Raw genomic sequence first — 20,895 nt, 5'->3', positions numbered from 1 at the left:
GGACAAAATGGGTCAATTTAATAACAAAGGAAATTGGTTTATAGGCTACGCTTATTGAGAAAGGTGGATTCTTATGCTAGATTTTACCTGGAAGTTTTTCTCCAAAACAGGAAGCATTGAAACGTATTTGCTTTTAAAAGAGATGGAAAAAGACGTAAACGATGAGATGGATCAACATGATGAGGAGCTAGCGCATCTAGACTCTCCAATTTCTTGACCCGTTTTGTTCAAACCTTGGATGGTGACGAACATGTTTCAAAAAGTTGAGGGCATCGTTATCCGTACGACAGATTACGGAGAAACGAATAAGATTGTTACAATATTCTCAAGAGAATTCGGTAAGATAAGTGCAATGGCAAGAGGAGCGAAAAAACCGAAAAGTCGGTTAGCATCTGTTTCGCAACTTATGACACATGGGCATTTTCTTATTCAAGTGGGATCTGGGCTTGGAACTTTGCAACAAGGCGAGATTATTTCAACTATGAAAGAAATTCGCGAGGATATATTTTTAACTGCTTATGCATCATTTGTTGTTGAGTTAACTGATAAAGCAACAGAAGATAAAAAACATAATCCGTACTTATTTGAAATGTTATATCAAACGTTGCATTATATGTGTGAGGGTGTTGATCCAGAAGTATTATCATTAATTTATCAAACGAAAATGCTTCCGGTATTAGGGATGCGCCCGTATTTTGATACATGTGCGATTTGTCATCAAGAAACAGATTTTGTCGCCTTCTCTGTCAGGGAAGGCGGTTTTCTGTGCTCACGTCATGCGGAGCAAGATCCGTATCGTATACCGGTGGGAGAAGCTGTACATAAATTGTTACGTCTTTTCTTCCATTTCGATTTACATAGGCTCGGCAATGTATCAGTGAAGGATAGCACAAAAAAACAAATGCGCTTAGTATTGAATACATATTATGATGAATATTGCGGAATTTATTTGAAATCAAGACGTTTCCTAGAGCAACTTGATAAGTTTCAAATATAATTTGGGGCCGTATACGGTCCTTTTTACATACTTTCTTTTTCGAATAGCATATTTAGTATATAATATTTAAAAGATAGTATAACTTTTTTCGTTGTGCATTAAAGGTGGTGATTATCATAGAGCTGAATAAACGGCAAGAACATATCATTCAGATTGTAAAAGATCACGGTCCTATTACAGGGGAGTCAATTGCTGCGCAATTGGGTTTAACACGTGCAACGCTAAGACCAGACTTAGCAATTTTAACGATGGCTGGTTATTTAGAAGCGCGTCCACGCGTAGGTTATTTTTATACGGGGAAAACTGGGGGGCAGCTATTATCTGAAGCTGTTAAGAAAATTAAAGTGCAAGATTATCAATCTAGACCGGCTGTAATTGATAAAAATGTATCAGTATACGATGCAATTTGTACGATGTTTTTAGAGGATGTTGGTACATTGTTTGTTGTAGATCAATCTACACTATTAGTTGGTGTTGTGTCTCGAAAAGATCTATTAAGAGCTAGCTTAGGGAAGCAGGATTTAACCTCTCTTCCGGTTAATATTATCATGACAAGGATGCCAAACATTGCCATGTGTCGTAGAGAAGATTCTTTATATGATATTGCGATGGAATTAATAGAAAGACAGATTGATGCGATGCCGGTTGTGAAAGATACGAAGCAAGGTTTAGAAGTAATTGGACGAATTACAAAAACAAATATTACACGTGCGTTTGTAAACCTAGTAAATAACGAATAAGTGTAATTTGTTTAAAGTGAGGTAATGTAATGGATAATAAAATCGTATATGTCGTATCTGACTCTGTAGGAGAAACGGCTGATTTAGTTGTTCGAGCAGCAATGGGGCAATTCCCATTTGCTCCTGATATTAGACGTGTACCGTATGTAGAAGATACAGGGACATTAAAAGAAGTGATTTCGATTGCTAAGAGTAATCAAGCGCTTATTTGTTTTACGTTAGTAAAGCCGGAAATGCGCCAGTATTTAGTGAAAGAGGCTGCAAAAGAAGGGGTAGAGGCATACGATATTATCGGACCTCTTATCGATCAAATTGAAGAAATTACAGGGCAAGTGCCGAGATATGAGCCGGGTGTTGTTCGTAGATTAGATGAAGAGTACTTTAAAAAGATTGAAGCAATTGAGTTTGCTGTAAAGTACGATGATGGTAGAGATGCACGAGGTATTTTAAAAGCGGATATCGTGTTAATTGGAATTTCACGTACATCAAAAACACCACTTTCTCAATACTTAGCTCATAACAAACGGTTGAAAGTTGCCAATGTGCCGCTTGTACCAGAAGTGGATCCACCTGAGGAATTATATCAAGTGGCAAAAGAGAAATGTTTCGGTTTGAAAATTACACCGGATAAGTTAAATCATATTCGAAAAGAACGATTAAAATCACTTGGATTAAGTGACGGCGCAACATATGCCAATATTAATCGTATTCAAGAAGAGATTGATCACTTTGAAGCAGTAATTAGTAAAATAAATTGTCAAGTAATTGATGTATCGAATAAAGCGATTGAAGAAACAGCAAATATTATTGTGAATGCAGTGCAAAACCAAAAAATGTTTTAGCACATTTACCGAAGGTGAATGTGCTTTTTTCGCTCATATGAAATACGATACTTGTTGGATTAGTAATAGATTATAGCGGAGTGGTTATACTTATATTCTTCTGTTTTTTTATTATGTGAAAAGCATGGTTTAGTTATCCTAAAGTAGAAGATGAAAAAATAAAGGGATATGTAGCGTAGTTGAAGAAAATATATTATAATAAAAAATTGTGATAAAAACCTATATTTTACGTTTAGACTTTAATTTTTCAGAATAAACTAGGGATAGGATTTACAAAAAAGACATGTAATTACATTAAATCGACAAAATCTATACAAGAAAACGCACATTATGGAAGGATTCACAGAAGGGATGTAGAATACAGAAATATGCAAAACATCAATAACGTATTAGTTGATGCAGATGCATATCCCGTGAAGGATGAGATTGTGCAAGTTGGAACTGAATTTCATGTCGAAATTGTGTTTGTCGCATCGTATACTCATCGTTCAAGAAAACAGCAAGGCAATTGGATTTATGTAGATTCTGGACAAGATGAAGTTGATTTATATCTATCAACTTGCAAAGGTAACAGATCTCATGATCATACAGTATATGAGGCTTGCTAGTCTTCTTGTAAAAAAGGTGTATATGTATTGTCTTCAAGAGGTGCATTTGTAATAGATGAGCATATGAATACAATTTTATATAGTAGTATGTATCTGCGAAGTTACGCAGACAAAGGGCCTATATAAGAGGTCCAAAGTCGTTTACACAATGTGATCGACAATACTTTCTAACAAGTTTAGAAAAAATATTGTCGAATTATAAAGGAATTTTTTAATTTATATCGAATACAAAATACGACACGGAGATGGAGTTATGGGCAACAGAATTCCCGAAGAAGTTGTTGAACAGATTCGGACGTCATCCGATATTGTAGAAGTGATTGGTGAATACGTTCAACTTAGAAAGCAGGGACGTAACTATTTCGGCCTTTGTCCATTTCATGGTGAGAATTCTCCTTCATTCTCTGTTTCATCTGATAAGCAAATTTTTCATTGCTTCGGATGTGGAGAAGGTGGAAATGTATTTTCCTTTCTAATGAAAATGGAAGGACTTGCTTTTACCGAGGCTGTTCAAAAGTTAGGTGAAAGAAATGGAATTGCGGTTGCAGAGTATACATCAGGGCAAGTACAACAAGAAGACATATCTGATGACACTGTCATCATGCAACAGGCTCACGAACTTTTGAAAAAGTATTATCATCATTTATTAGTAAATACGGAAGAGGGAAATGAAGCACTTTCATATTTATTAAACCGTGGTATTACGAAAGAGATGATTGAGAAGTTTGAAATTGGTTATGCATCACTTGCTTGGGATGCTGCAACGAAAATTTTACAAAAAAGAGGTTTATCGCTGTCTAGTATGGAACAAGCCGGTCTTCTAATAAGAAGTGAGAAGGATGGTAGTCATTATGATCGCTTCCGTGGAAGAGTTATGTTTCCAATCCATACGTTACAAGGTAAGGTGATAGCGTTTAGTGGAAGGGCTTTAGGAGATGACACTCCGAAATATTTAAATAGCCCTGAAACACCGATTTTTCACAAAAGTAAATTGTTGTATAACTTCCACCAAGCAAGGCCGTTTATTAGAAAGCGTGGGCAAGTAGTCCTTTTTGAAGGGTATGCCGATGTACTAGCTGCGGTAAAGAGTGGTGTGGAAGAAGCTGTTGCGACAATGGGAACAGCTTTAACTGAAGAACAAGCAAAACTTCTGCGACGTAACGTTGAAACTGTTGTTCTTTGCTATGATGGTGATAAAGCAGGACGAGAAGCGACGATGAAAGCAGGGCAATTACTGTTAAAAGTTGGTTGCCAAGTGAAAGTCACATCCTTGCCAGATAAGCTTGATCCTGATGAATATGTGCAACAATATGGGACAACCGCTTTTGAAAATCTTGTGAAATCAAGTATAAGTTTTGTTGGTTTTAAAATAAATTATTTGCGTTTAGGGAAAAATTTGCAAGATGAGTCTGGCAAAGAAGAATATGTGAAAAGTGTTTTAAAAGAGTTGTCGTTGTTACAAGACGCGATGCAGGCAGAATCATATTTGAAGTCGTTATCGCAAGAGTTTTCTTATTCAATGGAAACACTTTTGAATCAATTGCACCAATATCGCAAAGAACAAAAGGTACAGCAAAAACAAATAAAGCAGGTTTCTAAGCCGTCTCAAGTTGTTCAAACAAAACCGAAGTTAACAGGTTTTGAAAGGGCAGAAAGAGAAATTATTTATCATATGTTGCAAAGTGCAGAAGTAGCCGTTCGCATGGAATCCCATATAGAAGATTTTCATACAGAAGAACATAAAGGGATTTTATATGAACTATACGCATATTATGAAAAGGGAAATGAACCTTCAGTCGGAACATTTTTAAGTTGGCTCTCTGATGAAAAGTTGAAAAACATTATCACTGATATTTCGACGGATGAATTTATTAATCCAGAATACACAGAAGAAGTGTTACAAGGCCATTTAGAGACGCTTAGACGTCATAAGGAAAAACTTGTAAAGATGGAAATCATCTTTAAAGTAAAACAGATGGAAAAAACAGATCCTGTAGAGGCTGCTAAATATTATGTAGCATATTTACAAAATCAAAAAGCGAGAAAATAGCTTTTTTGGTAAAGATTTAGTATAATGAATGTTTGTATCTCGCGTAAGGAGGGGAACAGATGGCTGACAAACCAGCTCGTTCTAAACAAATTGAAACTGAAATGACCCTTGAGCAAGTGAAAGAACAACTCACTGAGGTCGGAAAAAAACGTGGCGTTCTTACATATGAAGAGATCGCAGAACGCATGAATGGATTTGAAATTGAATCCGATCAAATGGATGAATACTATGAATATTTAGGTGAACAAGGGATTGACTTAGTTGGCGATAACGACAACGAAGAAGGTCCTAATAATCGCCAAATTACAAAAACGGAAGAAGAATTCGACCTTAATGATTTAAGTGTGCCACCAGGTGTGAAAATCAATGATCCTGTTCGTATGTACTTAAAAGAAATTGGTCGCGTTGACTTACTATCCGCTGAAGAAGAAATTCGACTTGCGACGCGTATTGAAGAAGGCGATGAAGAAGCAAAACGCCGTCTTGCGGAAGCGAACTTACGTCTTGTAGTAAGTATTGCAAAGCGTTACGTGGGCCGTGGTATGCTTTTCTTAGACTTAATCCAAGAAGGAAATATGGGTCTAATTAAAGCGGTTGAAAAGTTCGATTATCGTAAAGGTTTCAAATTTAGTACGTATGCAACTTGGTGGATTCGCCAAGCAATTACACGTGCGATTGCAGACCAAGCGCGAACAATTCGTATTCCAGTTCATATGGTTGAAACGATTAATAAGTTAATTCGTGTACAACGTCAATTGTTACAAGATTTAGGACGCGAACCATCTCCTGAAGAGATTGGTGAAGAAATGGATCTTGCGCCAGAAAAAGTACGCGAAATCTTAAAAATTGCACAGGAGCCAGTTTCTCTTGAAACACCAATTGGTGAAGAAGACGACTCCCATTTAGGTGACTTTATTGAAGACCAAGAAGCAACATCGCCTGCGGACCATGCAGCGTATGAATTGCTAAAAGAACAATTAGAAGATGTGTTAGATACACTAACAGATCGTGAAGAAAATGTTCTACGTCTTCGTTTCGGTTTAGATGATGGACGAACTCGTACGCTTGAAGAAGTTGGGAAAGTATTCGGCGTAACGAGAGAACGTATCCGTCAAATTGAAGCGAAAGCACTTCGCAAATTAAGACATCCAAGTCGTAGTAAGCGTCTTAAGGATTTCTTAGAATAGGCTAACTTTAAGTTTACTTCACTTTTGTGAAGTAAACTTTTTTATTTTGTTAATTTTTGTTAAAATTTAGCTATCGGCAACGATTACAATTTCTTGTAATTTATTTTACAGAATTGTCTTTTGATTTGCAAATGCTCATTTTTCGATTTTTCGATTAATTTTGTTTATTCTATACAAAAAAATATGTAGAAAAGCGAAAAATATGATGAGAAACGTTAATAATTATCGAAATAATAAGCGATATAACAATAAAAAACAATAAACTGAATTTATGGAATATTTTCAACAAGTGATAGTTTACTCTTTTCGGATAGAGCGTTTTCAAGTACAATGGAAATGACTGAATCATCTAACTATTTAGGGGTATAGAGGGGGGAGAAGAGATATGAAACGTAATCCGCTGATTCCGTTCGCTCTTATTGCAGCATTAGGTATTATCGTTATGTTTGTATTTTCATTTCAGGGGCTAAATAAATCTAAAGAGTTAGCTGATACAAAAAATGGCGGGAAGCCAGCGCAAACAGCATCAAAGCCAGAGGATATTGTGAAGCAAAGCTGTACGAGCTGCCATGGCGATCAGTTACAAGGGGCGGTAGGGCCTAATTTACAAAAAATTGGTGGAAAACTTTCAAAGGATGAAATTAAAGAAATTCTTTCGAAAGGAAAAGGAAATATGCCGCCAAATTTAGTTCCAGCTGATCAAGCGGCTAAAGTAGCTGATTGGCTATCTAAGAAAAAATAAGGTTCCATAAAACAAGCCTTTTGCTTTTGCAAAAGGCTTGTTTTTCTATACTTTCTAAAATACGATGAGTAATAGAGAATGGATTTGTTGTTATGGGCTTGCAACAACTACTATAAATTCATTATCATGGAGACAGACTGACAAGAGAAGGAGTAATGGAAATACATGAATGAAGTAAAGCTTTCAAAACGATTAGAAGAAGTTGTGCGCGAGATTCCAGTAGGATCTACAGTAGCTGATATTGGATCGGATCATGCGTATTTACCGTGTTATACAATTATAAATAATATTGCTACAAAAGCAGTTGCAGGAGAAGTTGTAGATGGGCCGTTTCGTTCTGCGCAAGCAACTGTAGCTGAAAGTGGCTTACAAGATAAAGTAGATGTTCGTAAAGGGAATGGATTAGAAGTAATTACACCAGGGGAAGTAGATGTAATTACAGTTGCTGGTATGGGTGGAGCACTAATTCGTGACATTTTAGAAAGTGGTAAAGAAAAGTTAGAAGGTGTAACACGTTTAATTTTACAGCCGAACATTGCAGCACATCACATTCGTGAATGGTTTATTGAAAATGGCTGGGAGCTTATCCGTGAGAAAATCGTAAAAGAAGACGGGAAAATTTACGAAATTTTAGTTGGGGAACGAGGAAATATTGCAGCACCTTACTCGGATAATAAACAAGCTGAATTATTTATGGGTCCATTTTTAATAAAAGAAAAAGGTGAGGCTTTTGTTGAAAAGTGGGAAGGAGAATTGAAAAACTTCCAAAATATCTTAAAACAATTAGAACGTGCAGCAGATTCTGAAGAAACAAAAGCGAAACGTGTAGAAGTAGAAGCGAAAATGAAAATGATAGGGGAGATTTTATCATGAGTAAAATTCCAAATGGCCATGAGGTTATTTCTTTATTTGAAAGTATGTACCCGAAGCATTTAGCGATGGAAGGGGATAAGATTGGCCTGCAGATTGGGGCGCTTAATAAACCTGTGCAGCACGTATTGATCGCTTTAGATGTAACGGAGGAGGTTGTAGATGAAGCAATTCAATTAGGTGCGAATGTCATTATTGCGCATCACCCTTTAATTTTTAATCCGTTAAAAGCGATTCATACAGAGAAAGCGTATGGGAAAATTATTGAAAAGTGTATTAAGAATGATATTGCCATTTATGCCGCTCATACAAATGTAGACGTCGCTAAAGGTGGAGTAAACGATTTACTCGCTGATGCGTTAGGATTACAAAATACAGAAGTATTAGCTCCAACATACGCAGAAGAAATGAAAAAAATTGTTGTGTTTGTGCCAGTAACTCATGCAGAAGAGGTTCGTAAAGCATTAGGAGACGCAGGTGCGGGTCATATCGGCAATTATAGCCACTGTACGTTCAGTAGTGAGGGAGCAGGCACGTTTGTACCTCAGGAGGGAACAAATCCTTATATCGGGGAAACTGGGCGGTTAGAACGTGTGGAAGAGGTACGTATCGAAACGATAATTCCAGCTTCACTACAAAGAAAAGTTATGAAAGAGATGTTGGCAGCTCATCCATACGAAGAAGTGGCATATGATGTATATCCTCTTGATAATAAAGGTGAAACGTTAGGGCTTGGAAAAATAGGCTATTTACAAGAAGAAATGACACTTGGACAGTTTGCTGAACATGTGAAACAATCCTTAGACGTGAAGGGCGCAAGAGTTGTCGGCAAGTTAGGTGATAAAGTGCGTAAAGTTGCTGTACTTGGTGGGGACGGTAATAAATATATAAACCAAGCGAAATTTAAAGGGGCAGATGTATATGTAACAGGTGACATGTATTATCATGTCGCTCATGATGCGATGATGCTCGGTTTAAATATAGTTGATCCAGGACATAACGTTGAAAAGGTAATGAAGCAAGGTGTGCAAAAGCAACTGCAAGAAAAAGTAGATGCGAAAAAATTCAATGTACAAATTCATGCTTCGCAGTTACATACAGATCCATTCACATTTGTATAAGAAAAATAAAAACCGTTGCTCATGTAGGCAACGGTTTTTATTATTGTTCTTTTTTCACTTTTACACGAGGTAAGATTTTTTGAAGTGGTACTTTTCGAATTCTTTCCCACGTAGCCGGATTCATTGGGTCATATTGATCTAAGAAAGCGATAACCTCTTTTGTAATTGGTGTTGGAGTAGAAGCACCTGCTGTAACAGCTACGTTTTCTACACCTTGTAGCCATTCTAATTGAATTTCACTTACATCCGCAACACGGTAAGCTTTCGTACCAGCAATTTCTTGTGATACTTGCGCTAAGCGATTCGAATTGTTACTTTTTGGATCACCAACAACGATTGTTAAATCTGCAACATCCGCTTGTTTAGCTACAGCTTCTTGACGAACTTGAGTTGCTAAACAAATTTCCTTATGGAATTCTGCTGTTGGAAATTTTTTCTGAATGTCCTCCATTAAATGTTGAACATCCCATTGACTCATCGTTGTTTGATTCGTAACTAAAATTTTATCCGTTGGGATTTCTAATGTTTCTAAATCATCCGCTCTTTCGATAAGGTGAACGATATCAGGTGCAATACCAACCGCGCCTTCTGGTTCTGGATGGTTTTTTTTGCCGATATAAATGACATGATATCCTTCAGCTTTTTTTGCTTCAATAAGGTCATGTGTTTTTGTAACATCTGGACAAGTTGCATCGATTGTCGTTAAACCTTTTTCTTTTGCACGTTGTTTAACTTCAGGAGAAACACCGTGAGCAGTAAATATAACAGTACCAGAATCGATTTGATCTAAAATATCTAAGCGACTTGGTCCGTCTAACGTAATGATTCCATCTTCTTCAAAAGCGTCTGTAACATGTTTATTGTGAACAATCATACCTAAAATATAAATAGGTCTCGGTAATGATTTATCTAATGCAGCGTTACGTGCAATTACCATTGCATCGACAACACCGTAGCAATAACCACGAGGGGAAATTTTAACAATTTTCATATGAGTAATCCTCTCCTTCTAAACAAGGGATACTTTTGTGCATAGTCCTTTACATTATAAAGGAGGAGAGGATAGAAAACAAAGGATTGTTACACATATAGTTTGGGTTTTGTTGCTATTTTTTGAACAGGCTCCTCTCGTACTTCTGTTTCTATGGCTGGCTCAATCACTATTTTTTTTCTTTTTCTTTTTTTTTGTGGAGGAGGGGGAGTTGCTACCTCAACCTTTTCTGTTAGATCTTCTTCCGTACTTTTTCCAGAGGTGAGGATTTTAACAATGCTTGGTAGGTTACGCATAATGGGACCGTACTGTTCGACGACAGGGCTTACAGATTGAACGACTTGTGATACTTTTTCGATATTGTTTATCATATTAGTTGGATTCGAAATTAAATTCGAAAAAAAACTGCCGATGCCGCTGCTAGATGCTGCTGTAGTGGCTGCACCGCCGCGCGTTTCGTTTGATTCATACATTTGAGGGGGAATCATTTGCTCTGGATACTGCTGCATGTATGGTTGATATTGCTGTGAGTATTGATGCGGGTATTGTTGTTGGTATTGTTGTTGGTATTGTTGTTGGTATTGCTGTTGATATTGGGGTGGCTGTTGTTGGTGCATCATTGGCGGCTGTCCTTCTATTTGTCGATAAGGCGGAACCATTTGCATGAAAGGTTCGGTTGGATCGTGTTTTTTAAAGAGTTTAGCAAGGAACCCTTTCTTTTTTTGTGCCATCGGTGGTAGTTGTGGAATGGGGTATGGTGTATAAGGTTGTTGGCCTGGATTCGGATACATTTGCCTTACGGGAGATTTTGGAAACATGCGAGAAATCCTCCTTTCTTCAGTTAGGTATATACACATACAATATGCAATAAGAGTGAAGAAGGTTAGTTTTTGAAGTAAAAACCTAAACTAAAGATGGATTTTACTTGTAGATTTCGATATAATGTAGACTTGACTGATTTGTGCGCGCAGTAGAAATTTAGAAAGAAGGTGTAACTTATGACACAACAAACTTTTACACAGTATGATTTTAAACCATTTTTAATAGATGCAATTCGTGAACTACGCTTTACAGAGCCGACAGGAATTCAACAGAAAATTTTCCCGGTCGTGAAAAAAGGTGTAAGTGTAATTGGACAATCCCAAACAGGTTCTGGGAAAACACATGCATACTTACTTCCTACATTAAACAGAATTAATCCAAGTCGTGAAGAAGTACAGCTTGTTATTACAGCTCCTACTCGTGAGTTAGCACAACAAATTTACGAAGAAATCGTGAAATTAACAAAGTTCTGTGCAGAAGATCAAATGATTACAGCACGTTGTTTAATTGGTGGAACTGATAAACAACGATCGATTGAAAAGTTGAAAAAACAACCACATATTGTAGTTGGAACACCAGGACGTATTAAAGACTTAGTAGAAGAAAAGGCGCTATTTGTTTATAAAGCGGATACTATTATTGTCGATGAAGCGGATTTAATGCTTGATATGGGATTCATTCAAGATGTAGATAAAATTGCAGCACGTATGCCTAAAAACTTGCAAATGCTAGTTTTCTCTGCAACAATTCCTCAAAAATTAAAACCATTTTTGAAGAAATATATGGAGAATCCAGAACATATTCATATTAATCCGAAACAAGTTGCAGCAGGAAATATTGAGCATTACCTTGTGCCTTCAAGACACCGTAATAAAATTGAATTAGTGAAAAATATGCTACTTCAATTTAAACCGTACTTAGCAATTGTGTTTACAAACACGAAGAAGAAGGCTGATGAAGTAGCCGATGGATTAGCTGAACGTGGGTTAAAAGTAGGGCGTATACACGGTGATTTATCACCACGTGATCGTAAAAAAATGATGAAACAAGTTCGTGATTTAGAGTTCCAATACATTGTCGCAACAGATTTAGCGGCACGCGGTATTGATATTGAAGGAATTAGCCATGTTATTAACTATGAACTTCCATCAGATTTAGATTTCTTCGTTCACCGCGTTGGAAGAACTGCACGTGCGGGTCATTCAGGGATTGCAGTGACAATTTATGATCCAGCAAATGAAGAAGCGTTAGATAGTTTGGAAAAACAACGTCATATCGAATTTAAGCATGTAGATTTACGCGGAGATGAGTGGGCGGATTTAGGTGACCGTCGTCGTCGTAAGAGTCGTAAAAAACCAAATGATGGACTAGATGTTATGGCAACAAAAGTTGTTAAAAAGCCGAAAAAAGTAAAACCAAACTATAAGCGAAAACTTGCAACAGAACGTGACAAAGTGAAGAAAAAATATAGCAATAAAAAAAGATAAGGGATTTCCCTTATCTTTTTTTTATCCAGCTATTTGTGAGAGTCGTAATCAATATGGGTAGAAAAATATGGATTAAAGCTTCACTTAATCCAGTTCATTTAAATGAAGAGTATAGTCTGTTTAAATAGTCATATAAATTTGTGTAGTGCGTTTTTTGTGAACAAACAATTCACTACATATTTCTACAAATTATGCTATCATTATAACTATTGTATATTGAAGAGGTGATTGTATGTTAAAGATTGGATCTCATGTCTCAATGAGTGGTAAGAAAATGTTATTAGCAGCAAGTGAAGAGGCTGTTTCATACGGTGCAACGACGTTTATGATTTATACAGGTGCACCGCAAAATACACGAAGAAAACCAATTGAAGAATTGAACATAGAAGCAGGACGTAAACATATGGAACTGAATGGTATTGAGGAAATTATCGTCCATGCACCATATATTATTAACGTTGGTAATACGACGAAGCCAGAAACATTCCAATTAGGTGTAGACTTCCTGCGCATGGAAATTGAAAGAACAGCGGCATTAGGTGTTGCGAAACAAATTGTTCTTCACCCAGGAGCGCACGTTGGTGCTGGAGCAGATGCAGGTATTCAACAAATTATTAAAGGGCTTAATGAAGTAATAACGCCTGAACAGACGGTTAACATTGCGCTAGAGACGATGGCTGGAAAAGGAACAGAGTGTGGTCGTAGCTTTGAGGAAATTGCAAAGATTATTGATGGTGTAAAATATAATGAAAAGCTATCTGTATGTTTTGATACGTGTCATACGCATGATGCGGGTTATGATATTGTAAATGATTTTGACGGTGTATTGAACGAATTTGACAAGATTGTTGGTGTAGATCGATTACAAGTGCTTCATATTAATGATAGTAAAAATGTGCGTGGGGCCGGAAAGGACCGTCACGAAAATATCGGTTTTGGTCATATCGGTTATAAAGCATTGCATCATATTGTACATCATCCGCAGTTAATGAACGTGCCAAAAATTCTTGAAACACCATATGTAGGTGAAGATAAAAAAGATAAGAAGCCACCATATAAATTAGAAATCGAAATGCTGAAAAACGGTACTTTTGATGAGGGGATTCTTGAAAAAATTAAAGCGCAATAAGGAGGGGGGGTATCCCCTCCTTATTTTAGTAGTTGCTGAAATAAAGTGTTTACTTGTTGCGCAGTAGCAGGGGAAGTTACTTTTGCGATTTGTTTTAAGAGTTCTAGTCGCTCATTATTATCATAAATGTTAATATTCTTTCCTTTCATAAGTAAAACAATTTGATCAGCTTGTGCAGTTGTAATTGAAACTTCATATTCTTTACTATATTTCAATAACTCTTTTGTAGAAATATGATTTAATTTTTTATTCACAATTTGTTTAATGAGATTCATCGAGTTATCCTCCTTCATACGTTCTTCTATCGAAATATATGAGTGCGTAGCTTGTACATATTCTTATAGAGTTTCTTTTTTCATGAGGAAAAGAAGCGTATGTTATAATGTAAGGACAAAACTACAGAAAAAGAATATAAGGAGGACTTATGGAACAAAAGCAACATCGAAAAGAAAGTGTTATCCATCTCATTTATCGTTTAGTAATGATTATTTTTGGGGCAGCGTGCGCGGCGGTAGCGATTGAATTATTCTTAATGCCAAATAAAATTATTGATGGTGGAATTATTGGTATTTCTCTTATATTAGATTATCTTACTCCTAATATTTGGTGGTTAAGTTTTTCTACTTTAGTTGTTATCCTCAACATTCCGTTTATGTACTCTGGGTATAAGCAAATCGGAAAAACATTTATGTTATCCTCAGCATTTGGGATTGTAGCTTTAGCATTTATTGAATCGACATTACATGCTGTTCCACCATTTACAACTGAGCCCATTTTAGCAACAGTTTTTGGTGGCCTTATTTTGGGGCTTGGTGTAGGACTTGTTATTCGTCATGGCGGATCAATGGACGGAACAGAAATTATGGGGATTTTATTAACGAAGAAATTACCGTTTTCTGTTGGTGAATTCGTAATGTTTGTGAACTTATTTGTTTTTGCATGGGCAGCATTTGTATTTGGTGTCGAACAAGCTATGTATTCTGTTATGACGTACTATATTGCATTCAAAACAATTGATACGGTAATTCAAGGTTTAGATGAAACGAAAGCAGTTTTAATTGTATCAGATCAGTATGAGGAAGTATCAAATGCCATTTTGCATCGTCTCGGTCGTGGAACTACAAAGCTTGTAGCCAAAGGTGGTTACACGGATAAAGAAAAAGAAGTTATTTATGCAGTTGTAACGCGTTTGGAAGTGACGAAGTTAAAATCAATTGTGCATGAAATTGATGAAAATGCGTTTGTTACGATTATGAGTACACAAGAAACAAATGGTGGTAAGTTTAAATCAGCTATCCACTAAAAAGTTACTTGGAATATTTTTCGAAAGCAGAGAATTTTTCTCTGCTTTTTGTTATAATAGTAAGGTTTCTTGAAAAAATAGATATAATTTAGGCAGATTGGTTTACAACTATAATAAGCTGTACTATAATTCAAATAGATATAAATCGGAATCATTCTGAATTAAAATAGGTGAGATGCTATGAATAATATATTGGAAATAGAAGGATTAACGTTTCGATATGAAGATCGAAATGTGTTAGAAAATATTAATTTGCAAGTTCCGAAGGGAGCTTTTTTAGGTTTAGTTGGGCCAAATGGTTCTGGGAAATCCACTTTACTAAAATGTTTATTAGGCGTTTTAAAGCCTAAACAAGGGAGTATTCGCTTGTTTGGTGTTGATAGCAAGAAGTTTAAAGAATGGAACAAACTTGGCTATGTATCCCAAAAGGCAAATAGTTTCAACTCTGGTTTTCCAGCAACTGTTTTTGAAGTTGTGTCAATGGGGCTCGTTTCGAAAAAAGGTCTTTTTCGCTTTTTCACGAAAGACGACAAGGCGAAGGTAGAAAAGGCGATTGCTGATGTAGGGATGAGTGAATTTCAAGGTCGCAATATTGGAGAGCTTTCTGGTGGACAACAACAACGTGTATTTATTGCTCGTGCGCTCGTTAGTGATCCTGAATTACTTATTTTGGACGAGCCTACTGTTGGGATTGATGTGAAAAATGTGGAAAGTTTTTATGAGATATTAGAGGATTTAAACAAAAGGCTTGGGATTACATTGATTCTTGTTACTCATGATATGGGGGCTGTTACCGAGAAAGTAACACATGTTGCATGTCTAAACCAACATTTACATTTTCATGGGAATGTAAAGGAGTTCCGAGAGTTAGAAGATGCAGAAATGTCCGTCTTATATGGACATCATGTCCATCGTTTAAAACACGAGCATGAGCATCACGGGAGGATATAATGATACAAGATTTTTTACAATATGACTTTTTACGTAATTCTTTATATGCAGGTATTTTAATTGGACTTGTTGCACCGCTTATCGGTGTGTTTGTTGTTATTCGTCGTTTATCTCTTATTGCAGATGCATTAAGTCACGTGACGTTATCAGGTATTGCAGCAAGTTTACTACTTGAAAAAACAATTTTTACAGGTGGCTTTTTAAATCCCCTATATATGGGGATGATTTTCTCGATTGGGGGAGCGTTACTAATTGAAAAGTTACGAACTGTATATAAGCATTATCAAGAATTAGCAATTCCGATTATTCTTTCAGCAGGAATGGGAATTGGAGTTATTTTCATTTCACTTGCAAATGGATTTAACACAGACTTATTTAGTTATTTATTTGGTAGTGTAAGTGCTGTAACGAGTACGGATTTAATTATTATTGGGATTGTAGCAATTGTTGTTATTGCGACAATTATTTTATTATATAAAGAGCTGTTTTTATTATCATTTGATGAGGAATACGCAGTATCAACTGGTCTAAGGGCAAAGTGGATTCACTTTATCTTTATTATATTAGTTGCTCTTGTCATTGCAGTATCAATGCGTGTAGTAGGTGTTCTTCTCGTATCCTCATTAATGACGTTACCAGTTGCAGCAAGTATTCGTATTGCTAAAGGATTTAAACAAACAATTTTCTTTTCCATTTTATTTGGTGAAATTGCAGTAATTGGTGGAATGTTTGCTTCGTATCAACTTGATCTAGCACCAGGTGGTACAATTGTTATGATAGCAGTTCTTATTTTAATCGGTGCGATTTTATGGAAGAAGAAAAAAACTGCATAAAGTAGGGATAGGTATGAATCTAACAGAAGCTTTACGCCTAATGAAAGAAAAAGGATACAAACATACTGGGAAAAGGGAAGAGATGCTCAGATTATTTGCAGCTCACAATCGTTATTTAACAGCAAAAGATGTTTTAGAGCATATGAAGGATGATTATCCAGGTCTTAGTTTTGATACGATTTATCGTAACTTAACGGTTTTTGCTGAGATCGGCGTTTTAGAACAAACAGAATTAAATGGTGAAAAACATTTTCGTTTTACATGTTCCATTATGGAACATCATCATCATTTTATTTGTTTAGATTGCGGGGGAACGAAAGAGATTACTTCCTGTCCAATGGATTTTATGAATAAAGATTTTAACGGTTATGAAGTAACAGGGCATAAATTTGAAATATACGGCCGTTGTCCAAAATGTGCAAAATAAAAACTCGTCGGTTATATAACTGACGAGCTTTTTTGCATAAAAAAGAAGGTTGCTCACAAATATTGTGGGCAACCTTCTTTTTATTGTTCTTGTGTTTCTTTTTCTTTATCTCTTTCAGCAGCCATTTCAGCAGCAATTACATCGATTTCTTTTTTCAGTTCTTCTACCATTGTTTCTTCTGGTACTTTACGAACAACTTGCCCTTTACGGAATAATAATCCTTCTCCACGTGCACCGGCAATACCGATATCAGCTTCACGAGCTTCACCAGGGCCGTTTACAGCGCAACCAAGTACTGCAACTTTAATTGGTACTTGCAGTGTAGAAATATATTCTTCCACTTCGTTAGCGATGCTAATTAAATCAATTTCAATACGACCGCAAGTTGGACAAGAGATAAGTGTTGCTGCATTAGATGCAAGACCGAATGACTTTAATAGTTCACGTGCAACTTTTACTTCTTCAACTGGATCAGCACTTAATGAAATACGAAGTGTGTTTCCGATGCCTTTACTTAAAATTGCTCCAAGACCAGCGGCACTTTTTACAGTTCCAGCAAACAATGTGCCAGATTCTGTAATACCTAAATGTAATGGATAATCAAAAGCGCGAGCAGCTTTTTCATATGCTTCAATTGCTAAATTAACATCAGAGGCTTTCATAGATACGATAATATCGTGGAAATCTAAGTCCTCTAAAATTTTAATGTGATGTAGTGCGCTCTCAACCATGCCATCTGCAGTTGGGTATCCGTACTTTTCTAAAATGTGACGCTCTAATGAACCAGCGTTTACACCGATACGGATTGGAATGCCGCGCTCTTTTGCTGCATTTACAACAGCTTCTACTTTATGGCGACGACCAATGTTACCTGGATTGATACGTACTTTATCAATGCCACCTTCAATTGCTTTTAAAGCAAGGCGATAATCAAAATGAATATCAGCAACAAGTGGAATGTTGATTTGTTTTTTAATATCAGCAATAGCATTTGCTGCGCGTTCATCTGGAACGGCAACACGAACAACCTGACAACCAGCTTCTTCTAAACGTTTAATTTCAGCAACTGTTGCTTCAACATCATGTGTTTTTGTTGTTGTCATACTTTGTATAATTAATTCATTATTACCGCCAATTGTTAAATTACCGACTTTAACTGGACGTGTTTTTGTACGATGAGTCATTTCATTCACGAATAGATCGCTCTCCTTATAAAAGAAGTTTCTTATTTAGTCCCTCATATCAATGATAGTATACGTGATATAGGGCTATAGAAACCGAAGTGCTCGGTTTCACTTTTACTATTGTATCAGCGCCTTTATGTAATTGACAAGGATTAAGTGATCGCTTATTGATATAACGGGAATTTATAAGTCTTTCCAATTTGAATTTTTGTAGCAGATGTACTTTTATTTAATTGTTTAAAGTCATCAATTACCTTTTCAATAGAAGGGATTTTTTTCTTATTAATTTGTTCTGTAATCGAAAGAACGGTCTCACCAGTTTTTACTTCAATTGCTTTATAAGTAACATCTGTTTCTTCCTTTTTGCTTTGTTTTGTAGTTGTTTCTTCTTTTTTTATAGTTTGAGCAGCTGTTGTTTTTTTGTATGAACTTAACATCGGTAAAGTACCGATTTTTATATCGTAATAAAATATATAACCGAGAACAAGCACGAATAAGAATATACCTAATCTCTTCATATTCTTCACTCCTTTGCTAGGAATATATGCTTGTCCAAAAAAAAAATGCCTATTTAGGCATTTTTTATCGTTCTTATTTTTCTTTCGGTTGTGGAACTTCTTTAAGTGTTAAGTATAGAACAATTAAAACAACTGCGATATAAATGAATGTTGAACCAGGTACGACGATTTTAAATAAATCCATAATCATAAAGAAGATTGTTGGAATTGTGTAACTGTAAGCAGTTAATGTCCAAACTTGTTTGTAGGATAATTTACGTTGTCCGCTCATAGCAGAACCGATGAACGCAAGTAAAGTCACGCCTACAAAAGTAATGAATAATTGGAATAGGTACACTAAAAATCCGATAACAAATAATAAAATTGGATAGATACTATCGAATAGAGAAATAAAGTCTTGTAAATCTTTTTTCTCAAGAGATGCACCTAATAAGTCGTTATAGGAATACGTTTGTGTTTGACCATTTCCCATGGAGACTACTTTATCTTTTAAAACAAATAAACCCGTTTTATTTTGATATTTTTCTAAGTCTGTTGAATTTGGATCAAATACGAAAAGGGCATTGCCATCTTCTTTTTCGATAGGTTGATCAATATCTGCTGTTAGTTCGCCATTTTCAATTTTAAAATCAGGTAAATCTTTTTCGATTACTTTATTTACCATATTAACACCGTCTTGAATAACGCTACCGTACAAGAAAGTTCTTGGAATAGTAGTGATTAAGCAAAGAAGCATAATATACAAAATGGTTTTACCGATTTTTTGAAAACGGAAAAGCGCAATATCTTTAGGCGAATATACGCTTTTTGCTAGCTGTTTAAAAATGGACATAGATTCACTTCCTTTATGTATGTATAAAGTCATTGTAACGTAGGAATCTAGAGAATCTCAAGATATATTATATTTACATATAGTGGAGATAACTAAATTTCTTTTTAATAATTTTCTTCTTTTAAATGAGAAAAATACAATTGACACTTTTCTTTTTTATATGGTAAATTTATCTTACATTTCTTAAAGGATATATCCGATAGGAATTCAATTGTTTAATATGTTATTACATACATAATTATGGACCCTTAGCTCAGCTGGTTAGAGCAGACGGCTCATAACCGTCCGGTCGTAGGTTCGAGTCCTACAGGGTCCATACCCATTTCACATGTTTATTATGTCAGCAGGAAGCTTCCTTGTAGAAGGAAGCTTTTTTTACGGAATATATGAGCATTTTAATTGAAAAGAAGTGGGAATTTTGCTACTTTAATGATAGCAAGACAATGTGATTTATTTGTTTGCACCCTATGGCAATTAGGGTAGAATGAAGTTGTATGTCACACATATGGTGGCAATACATAAACTGGGAGGAATATAACAATGGCAAAACACGAATTACCAAACTTACCTTATGCGTATGATGCTTTAGAGCCTCACTTTGACAAAGAAACAATGAACATCCATCATACAAAACATCACAACACGTACATTACAAACTTAAACGCTGCTTTAGAAGGTCATGCAGAACTAGCTGACAAAAGCGTTGAAGAATTAGTTGCAAACTTAAACGAAGTACCAGAAGCAATCCGTACAGCAGTACGTAACAATGGTGGTGGACATGCTAACCATACATTCTTCTGGACAATTCTTTCTCCAAACGGCGGGGGACAACCAGTAGGCGAACTTGCAACTGCGATTGAAGCGAAATTCGGTAGCTTCGATGCATTCAAAGAAGAATTCGCAAAAGCTGGCGCAACTCGCTTCGGTTCTGGTTGGGCTTGGTTAGTAGTAAACAATGGTGAGTTAGAAGTAACAAGCACGCCAAACCAAGATTCTCCTCTAACTGAAGGTAAAACTCCAGTTATCGGTTTAGATGTTTGGGAGCATGCTTACTACTTAAATTACCAAAACCGTCGTCCAGACTACATCGGTGCATTCTGGAACGTTGTAGATTGGAACGCTGCTGAAAAACGTTACCAAGAAGCAAAATAATTATAATAATTATAGAAAAAAGCTAGGAGAATGCTCCTAGCTTTTTTCTATGCTTTCCTTTTACATAATTGGGCTTGTCTTTGGAAGACTAGAACATGAAGTAAAGGAG

23 protein-coding genes and 1 tRNA gene are annotated in these 20,895 nt (G+C 36.1%); 18 read left to right on the top strand and 6 right to left on the bottom strand.

Translation table 11 applies throughout. From position 1 onward, the window contains the following. Positions 1-73 precede the first annotated feature (73 nt). The 10 genes from JDS92_RS11965 (at position 74) to JDS92_RS11920 (ending at position 9,157) form a co-directional block, all read left to right on the top strand. Positions 74-217 carry a YqzL family protein gene (locus JDS92_RS11965; RefSeq protein ID WP_000883923.1) on the top strand — a complete coding sequence of 48 codons (144 nt, stop codon included), beginning with the start codon at positions 74-76 and terminating at the stop codon, positions 215-217. Between the two features lie 33 nt (positions 218-250). Then, a complete protein-coding gene (gene recO / locus JDS92_RS11960) occupies positions 251-997 on the top strand; it encodes a DNA repair protein RecO (RefSeq protein ID WP_000487005.1) in 747 nt (248 codons plus the stop codon). 107 nt (positions 998-1,104) lie between these two features. Then, entirely contained in the window at positions 1,105-1,737 is a 633-nt protein-coding gene (locus JDS92_RS11955) for a transcriptional regulator CcpN (protein ID WP_000583755.1), read from the top strand. Positions 1,738-1,766: 29 nt separating this feature from the next. After that, complete coding sequence (locus JDS92_RS11950) at positions 1,767-2,579, top strand: pyruvate, water dikinase regulatory protein (RefSeq protein ID WP_000368950.1); 813 nt, start codon at positions 1,767-1,769, stop codon at positions 2,577-2,579. 368 nt (positions 2,580-2,947) lie between these two features. Continuing rightward, entirely contained in the window at positions 2,948-3,187 is a 240-nt protein-coding gene (locus JDS92_RS11945) for a DUF188 domain-containing protein (protein WP_002039621.1), read from the top strand. Positions 3,188-3,440: 253 nt separating this feature from the next. After that, entirely contained in the window at positions 3,441-5,237 is a 1,797-nt protein-coding gene (gene dnaG / locus JDS92_RS11940) for a DNA primase (protein WP_000528230.1), read from the top strand. Between the two features lie 59 nt (positions 5,238-5,296). Then, entirely contained in the window at positions 5,297-6,424 is a 1,128-nt protein-coding gene (gene rpoD / locus JDS92_RS11935; protein WP_000764067.1) for an RNA polymerase sigma factor RpoD, read from the top strand. Positions 6,425-6,809: 385 nt separating this feature from the next. After that, positions 6,810-7,166: a cytochrome c550 gene (cccA, locus tag JDS92_RS11930; protein ID WP_000828151.1), complete on the top strand. Its 357-nt coding sequence runs from the start codon at positions 6,810-6,812 to the stop codon at positions 7,164-7,166. A gap of 165 nt (positions 7,167-7,331) precedes the next feature. Continuing rightward, positions 7,332-8,039 carry a tRNA (adenine(22)-N(1))-methyltransferase gene (locus tag JDS92_RS11925; RefSeq protein WP_085450590.1) on the top strand — a complete coding sequence of 236 codons (708 nt, stop codon included), beginning with the start codon at positions 7,332-7,334 and terminating at the stop codon, positions 8,037-8,039. Further along, positions 8,036-9,157 (top strand): Nif3-like dinuclear metal center hexameric protein, encoded by a 1,122-nt coding sequence (locus JDS92_RS11920; protein ID WP_087970628.1) that lies wholly within the window; start codon positions 8,036-8,038, stop codon positions 9,155-9,157. The genes JDS92_RS11925 and JDS92_RS11920 overlap by 4 nt, the downstream gene beginning before the upstream one ends. A 40-nt stretch (positions 9,158-9,197) precedes the next feature. Here JDS92_RS11920 and JDS92_RS11915 read toward each other — a convergent pair whose 3' ends face one another. Then, positions 9,198-10,148: a 4-hydroxy-3-methylbut-2-enyl diphosphate reductase gene (locus JDS92_RS11915; RefSeq protein WP_000706652.1), complete on the bottom strand. Its 951-nt coding sequence runs from the start codon at positions 10,146-10,148 to the stop codon at positions 9,198-9,200. An 89-nt stretch (positions 10,149-10,237) separates the two neighbouring features. Continuing rightward, positions 10,238-10,966, bottom strand: coding sequence for a VrrA/YqfQ family protein (gene vrrA, locus JDS92_RS11910; protein ID WP_199631971.1), 729 nt, complete (start codon positions 10,964-10,966; stop codon positions 10,238-10,240). A gap of 180 nt (positions 10,967-11,146) precedes the next feature. On the opposite strand from vrrA, the gene JDS92_RS11905 reads away from it, so the two are divergent. Both JDS92_RS11905 and JDS92_RS11900 read left to right on the top strand, forming a co-directional pair. Then, complete coding sequence (locus JDS92_RS11905; RefSeq protein WP_000194009.1) at positions 11,147-12,457, top strand: DEAD/DEAH box helicase; 1,311 nt, start codon at positions 11,147-11,149, stop codon at positions 12,455-12,457. Between the two features lie 232 nt (positions 12,458-12,689). Continuing rightward, positions 12,690-13,586 carry a deoxyribonuclease IV gene (locus tag JDS92_RS11900; protein ID WP_000912447.1) on the top strand — a complete coding sequence of 299 codons (897 nt, stop codon included), beginning with the start codon at positions 12,690-12,692 and terminating at the stop codon, positions 13,584-13,586. Between the two features lie 20 nt (positions 13,587-13,606). Here the strand turns inward: JDS92_RS11900 and JDS92_RS11895 are convergent, their stop codons facing one another. Beyond that, positions 13,607-13,861 carry a DUF2624 domain-containing protein gene (locus tag JDS92_RS11895; RefSeq protein ID WP_001048958.1) on the bottom strand — a complete coding sequence of 85 codons (255 nt, stop codon included), beginning with the start codon at positions 13,859-13,861 and terminating at the stop codon, positions 13,607-13,609. A 149-nt stretch (positions 13,862-14,010) separates the two neighbouring features. Between JDS92_RS11895 and JDS92_RS11890 the strand changes: the two genes are divergently transcribed. The 4 genes from JDS92_RS11890 (at position 14,011) to JDS92_RS11875 (ending at position 17,100) form a co-directional block, all read left to right on the top strand. Next, positions 14,011-14,889: a YitT family protein gene (locus JDS92_RS11890; RefSeq protein ID WP_000435959.1), complete on the top strand. Its 879-nt coding sequence runs from the start codon at positions 14,011-14,013 to the stop codon at positions 14,887-14,889. A gap of 180 nt (positions 14,890-15,069) precedes the next feature. Next, positions 15,070-15,840: a metal ABC transporter ATP-binding protein gene (locus JDS92_RS11885; RefSeq protein ID WP_001059665.1), complete on the top strand. Its 771-nt coding sequence runs from the start codon at positions 15,070-15,072 to the stop codon at positions 15,838-15,840. Then, positions 15,840-16,673 (top strand): metal ABC transporter permease, encoded by an 834-nt coding sequence (locus JDS92_RS11880; RefSeq protein WP_000613814.1) that lies wholly within the window; start codon positions 15,840-15,842, stop codon positions 16,671-16,673. Before JDS92_RS11885 ends, JDS92_RS11880 begins: the two co-directional genes overlap by 1 nt. A gap of 13 nt (positions 16,674-16,686) precedes the next feature. Then, positions 16,687-17,100 carry a Fur family transcriptional regulator gene (locus JDS92_RS11875; protein WP_001054515.1) on the top strand — a complete coding sequence of 138 codons (414 nt, stop codon included), beginning with the start codon at positions 16,687-16,689 and terminating at the stop codon, positions 17,098-17,100. Positions 17,101-17,180: 80 nt separating this feature from the next. On the opposite strand, the gene ispG is transcribed toward JDS92_RS11875, so the two are convergent. The 3 genes from ispG to yqgB all read right to left on the bottom strand — a co-directional run bounded on the left by ispG (position 17,181) and on the right by yqgB (position 19,634). Further along, positions 17,181-18,284, bottom strand: a complete 1,104-nt coding sequence (gene ispG, locus JDS92_RS11870; protein ID WP_162861751.1) for a flavodoxin-dependent (E)-4-hydroxy-3-methylbut-2-enyl-diphosphate synthase — start codon at positions 18,282-18,284, stop codon at positions 17,181-17,183. A gap of 164 nt (positions 18,285-18,448) precedes the next feature. After that, positions 18,449-18,802 carry a hypothetical protein gene (locus tag JDS92_RS11865; RefSeq protein WP_000825413.1) on the bottom strand — a complete coding sequence of 118 codons (354 nt, stop codon included), beginning with the start codon at positions 18,800-18,802 and terminating at the stop codon, positions 18,449-18,451. Positions 18,803-18,875: 73 nt separating this feature from the next. Further along, entirely contained in the window at positions 18,876-19,634 is a 759-nt protein-coding gene (gene yqgB / locus JDS92_RS11860) for a protein YqgB (protein ID WP_000021677.1), read from the bottom strand. A 242-nt stretch (positions 19,635-19,876) separates the two neighbouring features. On the opposite strand from yqgB, the gene JDS92_RS11855 reads away from it, so the two are divergent. Both JDS92_RS11855 and sodA read left to right on the top strand, forming a co-directional pair. Further along, a tRNA-Ile gene (locus tag JDS92_RS11855) sits at positions 19,877-19,950 on the top strand. A gap of 224 nt (positions 19,951-20,174) precedes the next feature. Further along, positions 20,175-20,786: a superoxide dismutase [Mn] gene (gene sodA, locus JDS92_RS11850; RefSeq protein ID WP_001052031.1), complete on the top strand. Its 612-nt coding sequence runs from the start codon at positions 20,175-20,177 to the stop codon at positions 20,784-20,786. Positions 20,787-20,895 lie beyond the last annotated feature (109 nt).

Source organism: Bacillus cereus group sp. N12 (genome assembly GCF_016483575.1).
In the GTDB taxonomy this organism is placed as follows: domain Bacteria; phylum Bacillota; class Bacilli; order Bacillales; family Bacillaceae_G; genus Bacillus_A; species Bacillus_A toyonensis.
This window is presented reverse-complemented; position numbering and strand designations above follow the sequence as displayed.

Coding starts and splice junctions, on each gene's coding strand:
- JDS92_RS11965 (WP_000883923.1), top strand. CDS start 74: ATGCTAGATTTTACCTGGAAGTTTTTCTCCAAAACAGGAAGCATTGAA.
- recO (WP_000487005.1), top strand. CDS start 251: ATGTTTCAAAAAGTTGAGGGCATCGTTATCCGTACGACAGATTACGGA.
- JDS92_RS11950 (WP_000368950.1), top strand. CDS start 1,767: ATGGATAATAAAATCGTATATGTCGTATCTGACTCTGTAGGAGAAACG.
- JDS92_RS11945 (WP_002039621.1), top strand. CDS start 2,948: ATGCAAAACATCAATAACGTATTAGTTGATGCAGATGCATATCCCGTG.
- dnaG (WP_000528230.1), top strand. CDS start 3,441: ATGGGCAACAGAATTCCCGAAGAAGTTGTTGAACAGATTCGGACGTCA.
- rpoD (WP_000764067.1), top strand. CDS start 5,297: ATGGCTGACAAACCAGCTCGTTCTAAACAAATTGAAACTGAAATGACC.
- cccA (WP_000828151.1), top strand. CDS start 6,810: ATGAAACGTAATCCGCTGATTCCGTTCGCTCTTATTGCAGCATTAGGT.
- JDS92_RS11925 (WP_085450590.1), top strand. CDS start 7,332: ATGAATGAAGTAAAGCTTTCAAAACGATTAGAAGAAGTTGTGCGCGAG.
- JDS92_RS11920 (WP_087970628.1), top strand. CDS start 8,036: ATGAGTAAAATTCCAAATGGCCATGAGGTTATTTCTTTATTTGAAAGT.
- JDS92_RS11915 (WP_000706652.1), bottom strand. CDS start 10,148: ATGAAAATTGTTAAAATTTCCCCTCGTGGTTATTGCTACGGTGTTGTC.
- vrrA (WP_199631971.1), bottom strand. CDS start 10,966: ATGTTTCCAAAATCTCCCGTAAGGCAAATGTATCCGAATCCAGGCCAA.
- JDS92_RS11905 (WP_000194009.1), top strand. CDS start 11,147: ATGACACAACAAACTTTTACACAGTATGATTTTAAACCATTTTTAATA.
- JDS92_RS11900 (WP_000912447.1), top strand. CDS start 12,690: ATGTTAAAGATTGGATCTCATGTCTCAATGAGTGGTAAGAAAATGTTA.
- JDS92_RS11895 (WP_001048958.1), bottom strand. CDS start 13,861: ATGAATCTCATTAAACAAATTGTGAATAAAAAATTAAATCATATTTCT.
- JDS92_RS11890 (WP_000435959.1), top strand. CDS start 14,011: ATGGAACAAAAGCAACATCGAAAAGAAAGTGTTATCCATCTCATTTAT.
- JDS92_RS11885 (WP_001059665.1), top strand. CDS start 15,070: ATGAATAATATATTGGAAATAGAAGGATTAACGTTTCGATATGAAGAT.
- JDS92_RS11880 (WP_000613814.1), top strand. CDS start 15,840: ATGATACAAGATTTTTTACAATATGACTTTTTACGTAATTCTTTATAT.
- JDS92_RS11875 (WP_001054515.1), top strand. CDS start 16,687: ATGAATCTAACAGAAGCTTTACGCCTAATGAAAGAAAAAGGATACAAA.
- ispG (WP_162861751.1), bottom strand. CDS start 18,284: ATGACTCATCGTACAAAAACACGTCCAGTTAAAGTCGGTAATTTAACA.
- JDS92_RS11865 (WP_000825413.1), bottom strand. CDS start 18,802: ATGAAGAGATTAGGTATATTCTTATTCGTGCTTGTTCTCGGTTATATA.
- yqgB (WP_000021677.1), bottom strand. CDS start 19,634: ATGTCCATTTTTAAACAGCTAGCAAAAAGCGTATATTCGCCTAAAGAT.
- sodA (WP_001052031.1), top strand. CDS start 20,175: ATGGCAAAACACGAATTACCAAACTTACCTTATGCGTATGATGCTTTA.